This is a genomic window from Veillonella sp. CAG:933 (genome assembly GCF_000431435.1).
In the GTDB taxonomy this organism is placed as follows: Bacteria; Bacillota; Negativicutes; order Veillonellales; family Veillonellaceae; genus Veillonella_A.
The window spans coordinates 3959-21627 of the sequence record NZ_HF986188.1 but is presented as its reverse complement, the minus strand read 5'-3'; the positions used below and the strand labels follow the sequence as shown (position 1 = coordinate 21627).

General features: G+C 47.8%; 17 protein-coding genes. All 17 read right to left on the bottom strand.

Going from position 1 to position 17669, the window contains the following annotated elements; translation table 11 throughout:
• Nucleotides 1-27: 27 nt before the first annotated feature.
• A complete protein-coding gene (ftsH, locus tag QZL64_RS04770; RefSeq protein WP_021840856.1) occupies nucleotides 28-1953 on the bottom strand; it encodes an ATP-dependent zinc metalloprotease FtsH in 1926 nt (641 codons plus the stop codon).
• A gap of 150 nt (nucleotides 1954-2103) precedes the next feature.
• Nucleotides 2104-2646 carry a hypoxanthine phosphoribosyltransferase gene (gene hpt, locus QZL64_RS04765; RefSeq protein ID WP_021840855.1) on the bottom strand — a complete coding sequence of 181 codons (543 nt, stop codon included), beginning with the start codon at nucleotides 2644-2646 and terminating at the stop codon, nucleotides 2104-2106.
• On the bottom strand, nucleotides 2647-4059 hold the full coding sequence (gene tilS / locus QZL64_RS04760) for a tRNA lysidine(34) synthetase TilS (RefSeq protein ID WP_021840854.1): 1413 nt from the start codon (nucleotides 4057-4059) through the stop codon (nucleotides 2647-2649).
• Between the two features lie 41 nt (nucleotides 4060-4100).
• A complete protein-coding gene (locus tag QZL64_RS04755) occupies nucleotides 4101-4997 on the bottom strand; it encodes a Ppx/GppA phosphatase family protein (protein ID WP_021840853.1) in 897 nt (298 codons plus the stop codon).
• 170 nt (nucleotides 4998-5167) lie between these two features.
• Nucleotides 5168-5659, bottom strand: coding sequence for a S1 domain-containing RNA-binding protein (locus QZL64_RS04750; RefSeq protein ID WP_021840852.1), 492 nt, complete (start codon nucleotides 5657-5659; stop codon nucleotides 5168-5170).
• A 189-nt stretch (nucleotides 5660-5848) separates the two neighbouring features.
• Complete coding sequence (locus tag QZL64_RS04745; protein WP_021840851.1) at nucleotides 5849-6157, bottom strand: FtsB family cell division protein; 309 nt, start codon at nucleotides 6155-6157, stop codon at nucleotides 5849-5851.
• Nucleotides 6158-6323: 166 nt separating this feature from the next.
• Nucleotides 6324-6800, bottom strand: coding sequence for a 2-amino-4-hydroxy-6-hydroxymethyldihydropteridine diphosphokinase (gene folK / locus QZL64_RS04740; RefSeq protein ID WP_021840850.1), 477 nt, complete (start codon nucleotides 6798-6800; stop codon nucleotides 6324-6326).
• Nucleotides 6801-6813: 13 nt separating this feature from the next.
• The gene (gene folB, locus QZL64_RS04735) at nucleotides 6814-7176 is read right to left on the bottom strand and encodes a dihydroneopterin aldolase (RefSeq protein ID WP_021840849.1); all 363 of its coding nucleotides are present in this window, start codon (nucleotides 7174-7176) and stop codon (nucleotides 6814-6816) included.
• Nucleotides 7176-8015 (bottom strand): dihydropteroate synthase, encoded by an 840-nt coding sequence (gene folP / locus QZL64_RS04730; protein WP_021840848.1) that lies wholly within the window; start codon nucleotides 8013-8015, stop codon nucleotides 7176-7178. Before folP ends, folB begins: the two co-directional genes overlap by 1 nt.
• Complete coding sequence (gene folE / locus QZL64_RS04725) at nucleotides 7993-8574, bottom strand: GTP cyclohydrolase I (protein WP_021840847.1); 582 nt, start codon at nucleotides 8572-8574, stop codon at nucleotides 7993-7995. Before folE ends, folP begins: the two co-directional genes overlap by 23 nt.
• An 11-nt stretch (nucleotides 8575-8585) precedes the next feature.
• Nucleotides 8586-10142: an ABC-F family ATP-binding cassette domain-containing protein gene (locus tag QZL64_RS04720; RefSeq protein ID WP_021840846.1), complete on the bottom strand. Its 1557-nt coding sequence runs from the start codon at nucleotides 10140-10142 to the stop codon at nucleotides 8586-8588.
• Nucleotides 10143-10226: 84 nt separating this feature from the next.
• Nucleotides 10227-12476 (bottom strand): LD-carboxypeptidase, encoded by a 2250-nt coding sequence (locus QZL64_RS04715; protein ID WP_021840845.1) that lies wholly within the window; start codon nucleotides 12474-12476, stop codon nucleotides 10227-10229.
• A gap of 78 nt (nucleotides 12477-12554) precedes the next feature.
• On the bottom strand, nucleotides 12555-14153 hold the full coding sequence (locus QZL64_RS04710; RefSeq protein ID WP_021840844.1) for a peptide ABC transporter substrate-binding protein: 1599 nt from the start codon (nucleotides 14151-14153) through the stop codon (nucleotides 12555-12557).
• A 21-nt stretch (nucleotides 14154-14174) separates the two neighbouring features.
• Nucleotides 14175-14993 carry a serine hydrolase gene (locus QZL64_RS04705; RefSeq protein WP_021840843.1) on the bottom strand — a complete coding sequence of 273 codons (819 nt, stop codon included), beginning with the start codon at nucleotides 14991-14993 and terminating at the stop codon, nucleotides 14175-14177.
• Between the two features lie 12 nt (nucleotides 14994-15005).
• Entirely contained in the window at nucleotides 15006-15965 is a 960-nt protein-coding gene (locus QZL64_RS04700; protein WP_021840842.1) for an ABC transporter ATP-binding protein, read from the bottom strand.
• Entirely contained in the window at nucleotides 15962-17092 is a 1131-nt protein-coding gene (locus QZL64_RS04695) for an ABC transporter ATP-binding protein (RefSeq protein ID WP_021840841.1), read from the bottom strand. Before QZL64_RS04695 ends, QZL64_RS04700 begins: the two co-directional genes overlap by 4 nt.
• Nucleotides 17089-17669 (bottom strand): ABC transporter permease (locus QZL64_RS04690; RefSeq protein ID WP_296309327.1); only part of this gene is annotated, 581 nt, incomplete at its 5' end. The genes QZL64_RS04695 and QZL64_RS04690, both read right to left, overlap by 4 nt.

Genomic DNA, 17669 nt, shown 5'->3' with positions numbered 1-17669 from the left:
CCTATGCCAATCGGTGTATACCGATTATTATTTGTTTGTGTCAGATGTGTCGCCGTTAGTTGTACCGGAATTTGCCCCTTCAGATTCGGTGGCAATAGCATCAGGAACGATAATTCCCGCTGCTTCCAAGGCACTCTTAGCGCCATTTACTTCCACTGTATTTGGGTCCGTAATAGTTCCGTATTTATACAAGTTCTCGATTTGAGTATGGTCAATTGTTTCTTCTTCCAAGAGCACATTCGCCATATTGTGCAAGAACTCGATATTATCGGATAACAACTGCATTACGTCATTATAGGCTTCCGAAACAATTTTATGCATTTCCGCATCAATTTTTTCGGCTACCGCTTCACCATAGTTGCGTTCATGGCCAAGGCTGCGGCCTAAGAACACCTGTTCCTGATGTTCGCCGAATACGAGTGGTCCCAATTCATCACTCATACCGAGGCGCGTAATCATATGACGAACGATGTTGGTAACTTGCTGTAAATCGCCGGACGCACCGCTACTGATTTCTTTCAATACGAGTGCTTCCGCACAACGACCGCCCAAGGCTACACGGATACGTGCGAGCATCTGGGATTTTGTCATATAATTCTGTTCTTCCACAGGTAACATCATGGTGTAACCGCCGGCACGACCGCGCGGAATAATTGTTACTTTGTGAACCGGATCGGCATCAGGCAACAAATGAGCCACGATGGCATGACCGGATTCATGATATGCCGTCAAACGACGTTCTTTGTCGCTTACTACATGACTGCGACGTTCCGGACCGTAACTTACTTTTTCACTGGCTTCTTCCAAATCGGCCATAGTAACTTGTTTACGATTCTGACGAGCAGCCAACAAAGCAGCTTCATTCAACAAGTTGCTCAAATCGGCACCGGTAAAGCCCGGAGTCTTTTTGGCAATTGTGCGTAAATCCACATCCTCTGCCAACGGTTTGTTGCGAGCATGTACTTTTAAGATAGCTTCACGACCGCGTAAATCAGGTTTATCTACGGTTACCTGACGGTCGAAACGACCCGGACGAAGTAAAGCCGGATCCAAGATATCAGGTCGGTTGGTAGCGGCAATGGTAATAATACCTTCGTTAGCACCGAAACCGTCCATTTCAACGAGTAACTGGTTCAACGTCTGTTCACGTTCATCATGACCGCCGCCGAGACCGGCACCACGTTGACGACCTACCGCATCAATTTCGTCGATGAAAATGATACAAGGCGCATTCTTCTTAGCTTGTCCGAAAAGGTCACGTACACGAGAGGCACCGACACCAACGAACATCTCTACGAAGTCGGAACCACTGATGCTGAAGAACGGTACGCCCGCTTCCCCGGCTACGGCACGAGCCAATAAAGTTTTACCTGTGCCCGGAGGTCCGAATAAAAGAACACCTTTAGGGATTTTCGCGCCGATAGCATTAAATTTGCCCGGATTGCGCAAGAATTCTACAACTTCTTCCAATTCCTGTTTAGCTTCATCCGCACCGGCTACATCTTTGAAGGTTACGTTAACCTTGCCTTCGCCCTGCATTTTAGCACGACTTTTGCCAAAGTTCATAACGCGACCGCCACTGCCCTGCGTCTGCTGCATGATAAAGAACCAAACACCAATCAACAAGAAGATTGGCAATACAGAGCTCAATAAGCCCATCCACCAGGAAGGTTGTTCCGGTGGTTTTGCAGTGATTTGTACTTCATTTGTAGTCAGCTGATTCATTAAAGTAGGATCAGTCGGAGCATAGGTACTGAACTCCGTACCGTTCTTAAGCTTACCAACAATGGCATGGTTATCCGTAATGGTAATACTGTCTACTTTCTTCTGCGTTACATACTGTAAAAAGCTGGTGTAACTAATCTCTGACTTTGCCGTATTTGTACTGGAAAACGAATTGATAACTGTAGCCGCTGCCACAATAATCAAAATGTACAACAGTGCATTTTTCATAAAACGACCCAATCTATTACCCCTTTCAAAATGTCTCAATATGATTTATTTATCATCACTATATCGAAAAAATATATTCTGATAAACATATTACCATATTTTAGGTTAACATACAATGCATTTGTAATTTATATTGATTATTGTCTATATTTATTTTGATGTGTATACTTCTTCTTTAAGTACGCCGATATATGGCAAATTACGGAATCTTTCAGCGTAATCCAAGCCGTAACCGACTACGAAATAATCAGGAATCACAAAGCCCTGATAATCTACGTGCACGTCTACCGTGCGGCGATCCGGTTTGTTCAGTAACGCTACCAAACGAACGCTTTTAGCGTTACGGGATTTTAAGTTTTCCAATAAATAGTGAAGTGTATTGCCTGTATCTACAATATCTTCAACAACAATGACATGCTTGCCTTCTACCGGTTTGTCCAAGTCTTTCATAATGCGCACTACACCGCTGCTTACGGTGCTGTTGCCATAGCTGGAGCAAGAGATAAAATCTAATGCTACATTGCCTTCAATGGCACGTGCCAAATCGGCAAAGAATACTACGGCCCCTTTTAATACGCACACGAGAACTACGTCCTCGCCTTTATAATCAGCAGAAATCTGTTTGCCCAGTTCGGCAACCCGTTCCCGCAAGGCTTCTTCAGTGATTAATACTTCCTTAATGGAATCTAACATTTACTTTTCCTCCTCGATAGAACAAGCCCAATATTCACTCGTTTGCTCATCCCACACAATTGTGGTCGTCTTCGGCTGCACTTTTGAAAAAACTACCTTATCACCGCATACAAACCATAAAGCATCCCGCTCCTCAGTCGGCACTTTACGATCTATGAGCCAGTCTTTCAGCTTTTTATGGCCCCATATACGACCGTCGCGACGCGTCAACACTATACGGTCACCGGCCTTACGCTGTCGAATTTCAGGGCCCTTAGCTGCCAATCGGCGCGGAATTAACAGATTCTCTCCGTTTTTTAAAGGCATCGGCTCCACCGCCGGCCCTGCCCATGTAAGTGCTCGTAATTCCCTTATGCGATATTGAGTCATTTTCAAATCAAATGCTACTAAACGTCCAATTTGTATTATATCATATTGCGCCGCAACCTTCACCTGTGAACACATAAATTGTTTTCTTTTTTTGCCCTTTACCACTTGTCTGAGTTCGGCTACATGAGCACCGGAGAAAGTATTTTTTATGTCAAAAAGACCAAACACATATCGCCACAAACGATAAAATAAAGCATCCGGCAAAGCGGCCACTTCATTTCGCTTTAACTCTATATACGGCGTGCCCGATTCTTTTTTGGTACACACAATGCACAATTCGTTAAATTTTCGCTTTGCTTCAGCGGTCAAAAAAGCCTCATCCTGCCCCATATGCTCACCTAACCGAGCCAATGTTGCCACAATATTAGGATTAAACTCTTTTAATAAAGGCAGCACTTCCAGTCTCAAACGGTTGCGCATATAAATAGGCTCGTCATTTGTCTTGTCGTGAGCAAAGGGCAACACCAATGCCTTCACATACGCTAAAATCTCTTCTTTCGTAACGCCTAAGAAGGGGCGCCAAAGATCGTCCGCGATTACTTGCATGCCGGTGAGCCCGGCCGTACCGCTGCCGCGAATGAGATGAGCCAAAATAGTTTCCGCCTGGTCGTTTTCATGATGAGCCGTGGCAATATAATCGTAACCTTCAGCTTGGCAAATGCTTCTGAAAAACTCATAGCGCAAACGGCGACCGGTCGTTTCGACAGATTCACCGGATTGCTCGGCCGCCGCGACTGCATCAATAGTGAGGGGATAGAACGGTAAGTCATGGGCCTTCGCATAATGCGCTACCATAGCCAGCTCGGCTTTACTTTCAACTCGCAAGGAATGGTCTACACAGGCCACACCGATTGCGAGAGCCGCCTCAGTGCCCTCACCTTTAGTAGCCATAAGCCAATGCAAAAGCGCCATCGAATCGGGCCCGCCGGAACAAGCTACCAGTACTTTACTGTCTGGTGGCACCGTACCATGCTTTTGGGCAAAGGCTGCTACTTTATTTTCAAAGGATGCAATAATAAGCTCCTTCTTTTCAATGTTAACCATGTGTCCACCTCCCTTCTCACTATCTTTTCAGCACTATATATTTATTTCACCAAATGTTGTTGCATTCCTTCCATGCCGTCTCGTTCACTCACGATAACATGAGGAATTTCGTGCCAATCCATGAAGGATGTTAAAATTTCGGCGCCGGCCACAATAATATCCGCTCTGGTAGCCGGTAAGCCCGGTACCTGTAACCGCTCTTCCGGCGTCATATAACGAAGTTCCAAAATCATGCCTTCAATAACGGCACGCGTCAACTGATGCCCCTGAATGAGGCCCGGATTATATTCCGTCATTTTAAGATGCATAGCCGCCAAGGTCGTAGCCGTGCCGCCTACAGCAATGAACTCGCCAAAAGGTCCTTCGATTGGCAACGGATCAAACCAAGGCCGCGTCTCCTGCCACACTTCCTGAGGACCTTCATCGGAACGTTCTTTGAGACGTACCGCTCCAATCGGGTAAGAACGATTCCAGTAGGCCCCTTCGGCTGTACCGAGCGCGATTTCCGTACTGCCCCCGCCGATATCGATTAAACCGAAATGGCGTTCATCACCGGGGAATGAGCTTATAGCGCCGGCAAATCCGAGAGCCGCCTCTTCTTCACCGGTAATCACATTCGGCTCCATCGGACAAACTTTAACCGCCTCTGCCATGAATGCCTCACCGTTAGAAGCTTCACGCACGGCACTGGTGGCCACCCCTACTACACGAGTAGCGCCATAACTTCCGATTAGCCCTTGGATTTCTTTTAACGCATCCAAACTACGCGTCATAGCCTCTTCGGTCAATTGACCATCTGCCGCTCTTTTACCGAGGCGCGTAGTCCAAAGGCGTTTCGGCTCATTGTGCCACTCTTTACCGTCATAGGTGCCGAGCAACAAACGTAACGAATTGGAGCCTAAATCAACGATTGCCGCTTTTACTGTTGTATCTGCCATAGTTTTCCTCCAAAATATACCGGAACTATAAGTTAATCATCAATCATCAATCATCAATCACAATCACAATCACAATCACAATCACAATTAAAATCACAATCACAATTAAAATATAATGCCAACCGGCTATAAATAAAAAGATGATGCGAAGCTTCGCATCATCTCACTGTTTAATCTCTGCGACCTCCACGACCGCCACGTTTGGATTCGGTATTTCGTTTTAAATCCGTCAATCGTTCTTCGCTGTCTTTTAAGAAACGACTCATTTTATCTTCAAAGGACATACCGCCGCTTTTGCGTTCAAAAGAATTACGGCGATTACCATCGTGAGCACTGCGAGCATGCCCGTCATGCTGGCGTGGGCGGAACTCGCGTTCTCTAGGTTCACGATTCTCAGTCTTTGGCGCTCTTGGCGCAGCTTCCGGTTTAGGTGATGTTTGCTTAATCGATAAGCTAATCTTACCTTTTTCATCCACACTCAAAACTTTAACCTTAACTGTGTCTGCTTCTTTAATAAAATCCGAAATATTTTCCACATATTCATTCGCAACTTCTGAAATGTGCACCAAACCCGTTTGTTTGTTACCTAAGTCCACAAACGCACCAAATTTCGTGATCCCCGTAACAGTGCCTTCAAGAACACTACCTACTTCAATGGCCATGCTAACCCAATGTCCTCCTAAAATTACTAAAAACGTTGTGCCGTAATACATGCACACTAGTTTAATTATATAGGGCTTTGAAAAACCTTGTCAACTGATATTTAACGAATGTACAACTTACATAAGAATAAATTATAGCCCCGTAAAAATGCCGTAAATACACTGCTCGCGTACCGATTTTTCAGTTTCCTATTTCACATACGGTACTTCGCCCGGTTTTACCAAACCCAATTCATCCCGTGCTACTCCTTCAATCTCTTTTGGATCCTGAAGACGCTGTTTATCCTGTTCCAGTGCTTCATTGCTCTTCTTCAATTCTTCGATTTGAAGTTGTAACTGATGCTGCTGTTGTTTGATAACATAAATATCATACATCGTGCGCAAAATAAAGATAAGACCCAACGCAAGTATAATGATTTGTGCCCACATTATAATTTTATTACGTTTCGGTCGTTCCCTATGGCCCGCACGAGGGCCTTTTTTTATCTCCTCTGCCATATTCTAGTCCTCATCGTCACGTACTGCTTGAATGAGCCTATTATAACATCAATATCGAAACTCATCAATGAATCATTACCTTCATGTCAGCCAAATAAATTTACCCATTTATTCGCTGCCGTGGTCTAGTGATTTCACCGCTTGAGTATGCCCATATTCCTTACAATTATGCTTCGTCCAATTCTTTTATTCTGTCCCCAATAGCCTGCCCCTGAAAAATAAAGTTGGGATACAATTCACTGAGCGGCACTAAAACAAACGCCCTGTCCCACAAATAAGGATGAGGAATCGTCAGTGTTTCACTTTGCACCTCTATGAGGCGTCCGTCTTCTTTTTCAGCCCACACGATATCGAGATCAAGTGTACGGGGCCCCCAATGAACCAATCGTTCTCGGCCGGCCGCTTTTTCAAGCGCCTGCATCACCTGCAGCATGGCTTCCGGCACCAAAGTAGTCACAACTTTACAGGCTCCGTTTAAAAACGGCCCCTGATTCGTGTTACCCCAAGGCGCCGTTTCCAGCCATTTGGATGGCGTCACCGACTCAATATTTTCATGACGCCGCAAACCCTCAATGGCATTGGCCAAATATTGCTCACGGTCACCTAAATTAGATCCCAAACTGAGATAATAGATATATTTCATCAAAAAGTCTCACCTACATTTGACCTCGCGTAATGGTAATTTCCGCATAATCCAGCATGCCCGGAATCGGCACGGCCGGTTTACGAATGGCCACAGCGAGACCGATAATGCCGCGATAATTATTCCATAATTCATCGGCAATCAAAGTACCCACTTTTTCCAATAATTTCTGCGGTTCCCCCGTCACGACACGTTCCACCGTATTATATACCTCTACATAATTAATGGAATCCGCCAAATCGTCGGACTGACCGGCTTTAGTCAAATCGATTAAAATCGTTACATCCACAAAAAAACGCTGGCCCTGACTGTTTTCCGATTCCAAGTTCCCATGATACCCGAAAAAGCCCATATTTTTTAAAACAATCTTATCCATTAGAACTCTCCTCTCAGCAAGGCATCCGCTACGGTCAATGCTTTTTTGTGCATATCTACATTGTGCACGCGCACCATATCTATCCCCTGAATTAAGCCCGTAATACAAGCGGCCACAGTGCCCTCGTCACGTTGATCCGGCGGGCAATCATTGAGCATGGCCCCGATAAAACGCTTACGACTCGGCGCCAACAAAACAGGGTATTCATAGGCCGTCAATTCGCCGAGACGCTGCATAACCTCAATATTCTGCTCGCCCGTTTTGCAAAAACGACCGATGCCCGGATCAAGCCAAATGTTCTGCGGTAAAATTCCTTCTTTTAAGGCAATGTCCACAGACGCAAAGAAAAAGGCTTTCATGTCTTCGATGATATCGCCGTAATTCGTATCGTTCTGGTTGTGCATGATGATAACCGGCACCTTGTGTTTAGCCGCTACGGCCGCAATATCGGGGTCGTAACGAAGACCCCAAATATCGTTGAGGATATGAGCCCCATGGGACAGTGCATAATCCGCCGTTTCCGCCCGATAGGTATCAATGGAAATCGGCACCTTGGTGGCTTCCAATACAGGACCCAAGAGCGCCTCCATACGGCTGATTTCTTCTGCCACCGAAATATGCGTATGACCGGGACCGGTCGATTCTACGCCAAGGTCGATTAAATCGGCGCCCTGCATTTCCATTTCACGAGCATGCGCGATAGCCGCTGTCGGTGTATTATATTTGCCACCGTCGGAGAATGAATCGGGGGTTCCGTTTAAAATTCCCATAATCAAGGTACTGTTATTGAGCACCAACGTTCTACCGTCGTCCCATTTATAACTGCGTCGTTTGAACATCCGTTGAACCTCCTAAAATAGTCAAAGCTTCTTCCCGAAGCTGTCCCGTCCGGCTTAACACGCCGCGACATTCCATGGTTACAACGGCCGTTTCTTGTTGCAACTCGCCTTTAATAAGCATACACAAATGTGTTGCTTTAATGCGTACCATCACGCCTTCCGCTTCCAAATCCGTCTCCAAAGCCGTCGCAATCTCACGAGTCATGCGCTCCTGGAGCTGCGGCCGATGGGCAAACAAGTTCACCAAATCACTGAGCTTACTGAGCCCTGCTACACGACCATCCTTCGGTTGGTAAATAATATCGGCAGTGCCGAAAAAAGGCATCAAATGATGTTCACATACAGAATAGAAAGGAATATTCGTTACCGCTACCAAGCCTTTGTACTCGGTAGGGAAAATATCGCCCCAAATCTCAGCGCTGGACTTATTCATGCCGGCAAACAACTCTTCATATAAACCGGCCACCCGTTGCGGCGTTTTCTCCATATCAGCCGCTTTTAAATCAATGCCCAAGGCTGTTAAAAACTGTGCAACACCCTCGCTGGCCTGTTCTTTCATGACAAGACCTCCTATACGATTTTAGTCGTCCACGATTCCACGTTCCACTCATCGGTAATCCAAGAGCGATAAAACTCCGGCTCATGGCTGACTACCAAAATCGTTCCTTTAAAACGACGTAACGCATCGGCCAATTCTTCCTTGGCGGCTACGTCCAAATGATTCGTCGGTTCGTCCAAAACCAACACATTGTACGGCTCCTGCATCAATTTGCAGAGTCGTACTTTTGCATTTTCACCGCCCGACAAGACGCGCATCTGACTTGTAATGTGCTCGTTGGTTAGCCCGCAACGAGCCAATGCTGCCCGTACTTCCGCATTCGTCATGGCCGGATATGCATTCCAAATATAATCAAGTGCTGTCATATCATTATGAGCACTGTCTTCCTGTTCAAAATAGCCCACTTGTAAAAAGTCGCCTCGTTCCACCTCACCGGCAAAGGGTTTGATTAACCCCAACAATGTTTTGAGAAGCGTTGTTTTGCCGAGACCATTCACACCGCGTACGGCAATTTTCTGGTTTCGTTCAAGCACCACATCCACCGGTTTAGTCAAGGCCGAATCATAACCAAGCACCAAATCTTTGGCGCTTACTACGAAGCGGCTAGGCGTACGGCCTTCTTTAAAACCAAAGGACACTTCCAAATGAACCTTCGGTTTGTCCAAAATCTCCATTTTCTCTAAGCGCTTAGCCCTGGAATTGGCCATGCCGCGCGTCGCCACGCGAGCCTTATTACGCTGAATGAAGTCTTCCATGCGGGCAATTTCCTGTTGCTGCCGCTCATAGGCTTTCACCGCTTGCGCACGCTGCACTTCATAAGCTGCAAGGAACTGTTCGTAGTTCCCCGTATAACGCGTCAACTGCGCCTGTTCGATGTGATAAATCACATTGACTACGGAATTTAAGAACTCCATATCATGAGAGATGAGGATAAAGGCGTTTTCATAATTTTGCAAATAATTCTTAAGCCACTCAATATGCTCCACGTCCAAATAGTTGGTCGGTTCATCCAAGAGCAATATGGTCGGTTTTTGCAATAAGAGCTTCGTCAATAATACCTTCGTACGCTGACCGCCGCTCAATTCGTTAACGAGACGGTCGAGACCGATGTCTACAAGCCCGAGGCCCTGCGCCGTGCGCTCGATGGTGGCATCGATTTCGTAAAAACCGCGGTGCTCCAACTCTTCCTGCCACTCACCGGTTTTCTCCAAGAGCTCATTCATGCGCGCTTCGTCACAGTCCGTCATCTCCATGTAAGCGGCCTGTAACTCTTTATCCAATTCAAATAAATCGCTGAACGCATCGCGTAGCACGTCGCGTATAGTCTGCCCTTCGGCCAATACGCTATGCTGATCCAAATAACCTACGGTACCCTTATTGGACCATTGCACCGTGCCTTCATCAGGCAAAATTTTACCGGTTATAATATTTAAAAACGTAGACTTACCTTCGCCATTAGCGCCGATTAAGCCAACATGTTCACCTTTTAATAGTCGAAACGACGCATCATCCAAAATTTGACGGGCGCCGAAGCCATGCGTCACATGTGACACCGTTAGTACACTCATCAGTCATCTCCCAACCGCTCATCTAATGTAAAAGCCGTCTCTAAAAAGACGGCTTAATTTAATCATATATATTTTACCCTTATTTTACAGCTCTGTCAAATCGCGACCATACTGCCACCAATGGCGTAGTGCGGTAAGCGCCATAATATGCGCCCCTTTTTGAATCATAGCGAGCCCCTCCGGTGAACCGGCGCGGGCCGCAAATTCCGGTGTATGAAGACCCATGTTTTCACCGATGGCCAAAGTCAATTGTACCGTCGGTGCCACATGGGACACATTGCCCATGTCGGTGCTTCCTTCCGCCACATCATTGGGAAGCATCGTCGGTGTGGCGCCCCACTCCGTCATGACCTGTTGCGCTAAATCACGCCAAGTTCGGTCTTCGCGCAAGTCTTTAAACAGCGGTTCATAGTGGCGAAGCTTAACTTCGGCACCTTTCGCTTTGGCAATTTCAAGGGCCTTAGCTTTTACGGTTGGCAAAACAATCTCTTCTAAAAACTCCACCGTATGGGCTCTGACGGTCATGTGTAATACAGCTTCAGCGGGAATCATGTTCGGCGCTTCACCCGCTTCGGTGAAGATTTGACCGATAACCACTTCATCGCCCCACTGCGCTTTTAGCTCATTCACCGCAGCATATAAAGCAACCGCACAATCCAAGGCATTAATACCCCTGTCTTCTAAATCCGCCACATGAGCGGAACGACCGATAAATTTCACTTCCAACGGGTGACTGGCCAAAGAAGAACCGCCCAGCTCATTTACATCCGCCGGATGTGTCAACAAAGCACCGGCATAGCCGTTAAATACGCCTGCATCGGCCATAAAGACTTTGCCCCCTACGGTCTCTTCGGCGGGACAACCGAAGAAGGTGGTCAATGCTTCCGGTACAGCCGCCGCAAAACCGATGGCCGCCCCGATGCTCATGGCCGCAATCAAATTATGACCGCAGCCGTGACCAAGCCCCGGCAAGGCATCATATTCACCGAGAAAAGCCATTTTATAGGCACTGTCCGAATTCCCTTTATCCGCTTTAAGGGATGTGGCAAGCTCCGGAATGCGGCCGTCACTGACGTCCGTCTTTACTCTGAAATTCCGGTCAGCCAAAAACTTCGTAATAGCAGCCACCGCTTTATGTTCCGTAAGACCTACTTCGGGATTGGCATGTAAATAAGCGGACAAATCGATAAGCGCCTGCTCTATGTTCTGAATGGCTTCGTGAAGGCAAGCTTCACGAGCTGCCAAAGAACCATCATTAGGCAGCTCCGCCACAGCGTTAGCAACCTTTGAATCAGCAATATGGTTCCCCTCCGTTAAATTGGCAATAGGATTCCCCTCCGACAATGCATCAACAGAGTCGGTTGGCTCCGTCATCGGATCCTTTACAAACGAATGCCCCTCACAATAAGGAAACAGCACCAATGTATTGGAAATAGCTCTGAAACTTACATAGCTTCCCAGCGGCAAAGCCTGATGAGGCGTGCCGTGACCGGTTGGTACATAGCAGACAAAAGGTTCCGGTGCATCTTGCGATCGTTCAGCCATCATGTAATCCAATACATGAGCGCCGATTTCATAATCCGGCTCGTCTTCGTCTTCACAGTTTGTAAACGTACCGAGAGCCACCCCTTTAACGCGACTCAGAACGCCTTGACGGCGCAATTGCTGGAGCATTCTATCTATTTTATAAGGCGGTTCACCAATATCCTCCAACAGTAAAATGGCATCGTCCCAATCTTCAAGGGCCGGTGCATAAGGAGTACCGCCTAAGCTGCAAAGAATGGCTAAATTACCACCCATGAGCCTGCCTTCTTCCATATTGGCACCGATAAAGCCCCGTGGCGGCGCCAATAAGGGCTCGATTACGGAAGTTTTACCCTCAAGCAAATCAAATAAGTGAGCTACATCGTTTTCACGCCCCGGTTTTAACCAATCTACGCCCATCGGTCCGTGATAGGTGACCAAACGGCTGTAGCGACCGATGGCCGTATGTAACGCCGTACAATCGCTATACCCCACAAAAGGCTTTTGCCCCTTGCGAATGCCTTCATAATCCAATAAATCCAAATAACGCACTGTGCCGTAACCGCCACGCAAGGCAATTACCGCATCACAATCGGAGTCCGTCATAAAGGTATTAAATTCCGCGGCCTGTTCCTCCGGCGTACCGCCATAGAGACCGTGACGATAACAGGACGCCCCGAATACAGCCTTATACCCCCTGGCTTCAACCAAAGCCTTCAACGCGTCCAGATTTTCTTCCGTTGCCGAGGCCGGCGCCGTAAAGGCCAATGTCATGCCCGGTTGTAACCGTTTTGGCAAAATCCAATCCATCACTACTTCTCCTATCCACTACTCATTGAATATAGCCAATGTACTCATTGGCTATACTCGTTATCTATACACTTTCACTTATTTACGAAAGGCGTGCTTAAACTCTATGGTACCCAAACTTGACCAGTAATAGCCGTCCACCGTATCACGCGCCACATACGGTGTGGTAGTGAAGTAAATCGGCATAACCACAGTGTCATCAAAAATCATAGCTTCCGCTTCATGCATAAGTTCGTTACGCAGTTTCACATCCGTCGTGTTATGAATTCGTTCTATCAAAGCATTATACGCTTCACTGTGATATTGCGCATCATTGGCGGAATCATAGAACACATCGAGGAACGTCTGCGGATCCGCATAGTCACCAATCCACGACGCCCGCGCCACCTGATAATGCCCTTCTTCACGGTTCGCCATGAATACCTTCGTTTCCTGATTCTGAAGTTCTACGGTAGCCCCCAGCTCATTTTTCCAAATAGCCTGTACCGCTTCGGCAATGGCCTTATGCATTTCATTAGTATTATACAAAATCGTCACCGGTGGCAACGGTTTATTCGGTCCGTAACCGGCTTCGGCCAAAAGTTTCTTCGCTTCCGCCACATTATAGGCTACCAAATTGCCCCCTTCGGCTCTAAAATCCTGATTCGTCGCTTCATCAGTCAGTCCCGGCGGCACAAAAGCGTAAGCCGGCGTTTTACCGCCATGCACAATGGTATCTACAATTACTTTGCGGTCGATGACCACGGAAAACGCCTTGCGCACCAATGGATTATCAAACGGCGGAGCCGTTACGTTAAACACATAATAATAGGTCCCCAAGGACGGCGCCACTTTGAAAAGACCAAGCTTCGTCAAACGCTCCTGATCGGCCACGGGCGGCTCTACCATGATATCTACGGCGCCCCCTTCAGCAAGGGTAAGACGGGTGCTTTGAGATTCACTGATAGGCCATTCCATGCCTTTTAACTTAACGGAAGCAGCATCCCAATATTTATCGTTTTTAACAAACTGCAATTCTGCACTGTGTTGCCATTTCACCAGTTTAAACGGTCCGTTGCCGATAAGCGTAGCCGCCGACGTAGCCCAAGTATCAGGTGCCTGCGATACGATGTCTTCACGTACCGGATAGTACGCGTGAAAAGCCGTCAACCCCAAGAAATACGGTGTCGGCGATTCCAAGGTCACCAACAAGGTATGATCGTCAACAGCCTTAACGCCTACATCTTCGGCCTTCGCTTTTTCCGTATTATAAGCTTCGCCGTTTTTCAAAACATAGAGCATAAACGCATTGTTAGCCGCTACTTCGGGATTTAACGCCCGTTTCCACGCATACTCAAAATCATGAGCCGTTACGGGCTTGCCATCGGACCAGGTAGCTTCGGGACGAAGATAGAAAATATAGGTCAACCCATCCGGTGAAATTGTCCACGACTTGGCCACCGCCGGTTCCGGTACATCTTTAGCATTTAATCGGGTAAGGCCTTCAAACACGGCCAGCTCCACGGAAGACTCCGGCAAGGTTGACGATTTAGCCGGGTCCAAAGTGGACGGTTCCTGCTCCAAGGCATAGCGCAAGGTGTCCGGCGGAATCGCCTCGCCGCTGCGACTGCACCCCGTCATGAGTACCAGCCCCATTATTAGTATAAGCAATACACTGTACATCACATATCGTTTCATACGCGACTCCTTATGTGCCGATTAAGGCAATTTATTTTCTAAAAACTCTTTAATACAGCGGCCCATTCGTGCCCCCAACAGTATGCCTTCCGTGTTGGGCACCTTCGAAATAAACACAATGATACCGAAGGTACCTTTAACGAGGGGCAACAAACCGCCATCATGTTCCACATCGTCGAGAACGCCCGTTTTATGGTGAAACACCACGTCTTCTCCCCAGTAAAACGGCAGCTTATCGCGAAACTGCTGACGGCCCAGTAGTTGCCACATTTCGTGACCTAAAGGCCCCGATTCACGCTGAACGTAAATGTACTCATATAAAGTCATGAGGTCCAAGACGGTCATAACATTTTCACGGCCCTCCGCTCGTGCCTTGCTGTCCATCATATAGCGCTTAAGACGCGTAGCCTGTAGGCCTATAGACTCAGCGAATTCGTTAACCGTCGCCATGCCGAGTTTTTTAATCAACAAATTGGTCGCCCAATTATCGCTAAGTACCATCATGAGTCGGCACAGTTCCAAATAGGAAAAACGATGGTTTAAATCGAGTTCCTGCAGGGCCCCGCCACCCAAAACGCGTGGCGACTCTTTAAGACTCATGGTCATATCCAAAGCTAAATCGCCGTCTGCCACTTTTTTAAACAAAGCGGCCATAATAAGCACTTTAATCATACTGGCGCTGGCATGAACCATCGTAATACCGCGACCGGCAATTTCAGCCATATCTTTTTCATCATCAAGACGGGCCACCAAATAGGAAATTTCCCCGTCCGGTGCCATGTCCTGAATTAATTCATCCAACTCTATGCCAAGCCCTTTGCCGGCAAGAATTTTTTCCATACTAAAAACCTCCTAACGCCGCCAACAGGCTACCTTGCGCCCTTCACGCATAACGAGCGGCGGTTTGGCTTCCTTGCATTGACTTGTCACTTCCGGGCAACGCGATGCAAAAGGACAGCCTGTAATATTAGCCAGCGGGCTCGGTACTTCACCGGCCAGCACCGGTCCGATACTCATATGCGGCGCCAACGGCGCATTTAACTGAATCAAGGCCTGTGTATACGGGTGGAGCGGGTTTTCATAAACGGCCTTCGTCGGCCCTTCTTCCACCACAGCGCCCAAATACATAACCGCAATCCGCTGACTGATATAACGAACCATGTTCAAATCATGGGAAATGAATACGTAACTGATACGGCGCTCCGCCTGCAAGTGCTCCAGAAGCGACACAATTTGTACCTGAATAGACACGTCCAAGGCGGAAATCGGTTCATCGCAGATTATACACTGCGGCTCACTGATAAGGGCTCGACCGATGCCGATACGCTGACGCTGGCCGCCACTGAATTCGTGCGGATATCGTTCGCCCTGCGCCTTTGTGAGTCCCACCTGTTCCAAGACGGCATCCACTTTCGCTAATTTGTCGGCTTCACTGAGCGACACATGACCGGTAGTCCGCACCGTTAACGGTTCCAAGAGGCTTTGCCGCACCGTCATACGCGGATTCAAGGACGCATAGGGATCCTGGAACACCATTTGAATATGCTGCAATACATGTTCTTGATCGGCGGGACTCTCAATTTCACGGCCCGCCACAACAATGCGGCCCGATGTTTTCGGATAGAGGCCCATGAGCGTACGCCCGAAAGTGGATTTACCGCAGCCCGATTCCCCTACCAGGCCTAATGTTTCGCCTTCAGCCTGTGACAGCGACACACCTTCCAACGCGCGCACCAATTGACTATTTTGTTTTAAAAAACCGCGTCGAACGGTAAAATGCTTCGTTAAATCATGGGTTTCCCAAATATTCATGACTTCACCGTCCCTTCTGCGTTGGTATTATTTGTCGCCCCAAGAGGCGCCGTTGCAGTCGCCGGCTCGCCCTCAACTGATTGCCCTTCGGCATCATTCGCAGCGGCTAAGCGATTACAATAAGCATCACATTTCTCCAGTAATTCGCCCGACACCGTAGGACACGGCGTAATTTTAGCCTTAGCCAGCCAACAGCGTAAATTATTTTCCAATCGTGGCATTTCCCGGGCGCAAATTCGCATTGCTTTAGGACAACGGGGATGGAAAGAACACCCCATCGGCAAACTGTATAAATCCGGCGGCTGACCGCCGATAGCCTGCAATTTAGTCGTGGCCATAGTCGGCAGTGATTGTAAAAGGCCTTGTAAATACGGATGACGCGGATTTCCCAATAAAGCTTCCACCGTACCTTCTTCCACAATCTGACCGGCATACATAACGGCCATACGGTCACACATTTGAGCAATGACCCGCAAATTATGGGAAATAATAATAAGCCCCATGTGTTCCGTTTTTATTAACTCTTTTAGAAGCAATAAAATTTGTGCCTCCGTCGTCACATCGAGGGCCGTCGTCGGCTCATCGGCCAGTAATAGGCGCGGCTTGCCCGCTAAGGCCATGGCAATGACAACACGTTGCCGCATGCCGCCACTAAGTTCATGGGGATACTGTGCTAAACGGCGGTCCGGATCGGAAATGCCTACTTTTTGGAGTAATGCTGCCGCTTCCGCCTTCACATCGCCCAAAGTTTCCCCGCTTCGTTTGGCCCGTAACTTAATAGATTCAATCAGCTGCGTGCCGACAGATAAAATAGGATTCAGCGCCGTCATAGGATCTTGAAACACCATAGCTACAGAAGAGCCACGCAAATGGCGCCATGACGCTTCACCGAAATCTTTACAATCCGTATCGGCCACTTGAAGCGCCTCGGCCTTCACCGTAGTAATATCTCGCGGCAATAAGCCCATTAAAGCCTGTACCGTAACAGACTTACCGCACCCCGATTCACCTACGATGCCCAGCACTTCCCCGGCCTCTAACTTAAGCGATACATCGCGTACAACCTCTACATCACCGGCAAAGGTATGAAAGGTTACGCGTAAATTTTCCATAGTAACTAAACTCATCGTTTCACCTCTCCTTTCGGATCCAAGGCATTACGAAGGCCGTCCCCAAAGAATGTAAAGCCAAGCATGGTAATGGCAATGGCCAAGGCCGGCGCCACCAATTGGAACGGATAGGAACGAATGGAGTTAATCCCTTCCGCCGCAAGCCCCCCCCAGCTCGCCATAGGGGCACTGACACCGAGACCGATAAAGCTTAAAAAGGCTTCCGTAAAAATGGCTTCCGGAATGGCCAAGGTCATAGTAATGATGATCGGTCCCACACAGTTCGGCAACATATGACGGAATAAAATACGCGATGCCGGCACGCCCATAGAACGCGCTGCGAGCACATATTCTTCATTCTTTAGCGTCACAATGCGGCTGCGCACAATACGCGCCATAGTGAGCCAATACGCGATACCAAGGGCGATAAATATGGAGGTTAAACCCGGCGATAAGACCACCATGAGCAAAATTACATATAATAACAGCGGAATACCGTACAAAATATCTACAAAACTCATCATGAGTCTGTCTACTTTGCCGCCGAAGAAGCCCGCTACGCCGCCGTAAATAACGCCGATAGCGAGGGTAATAG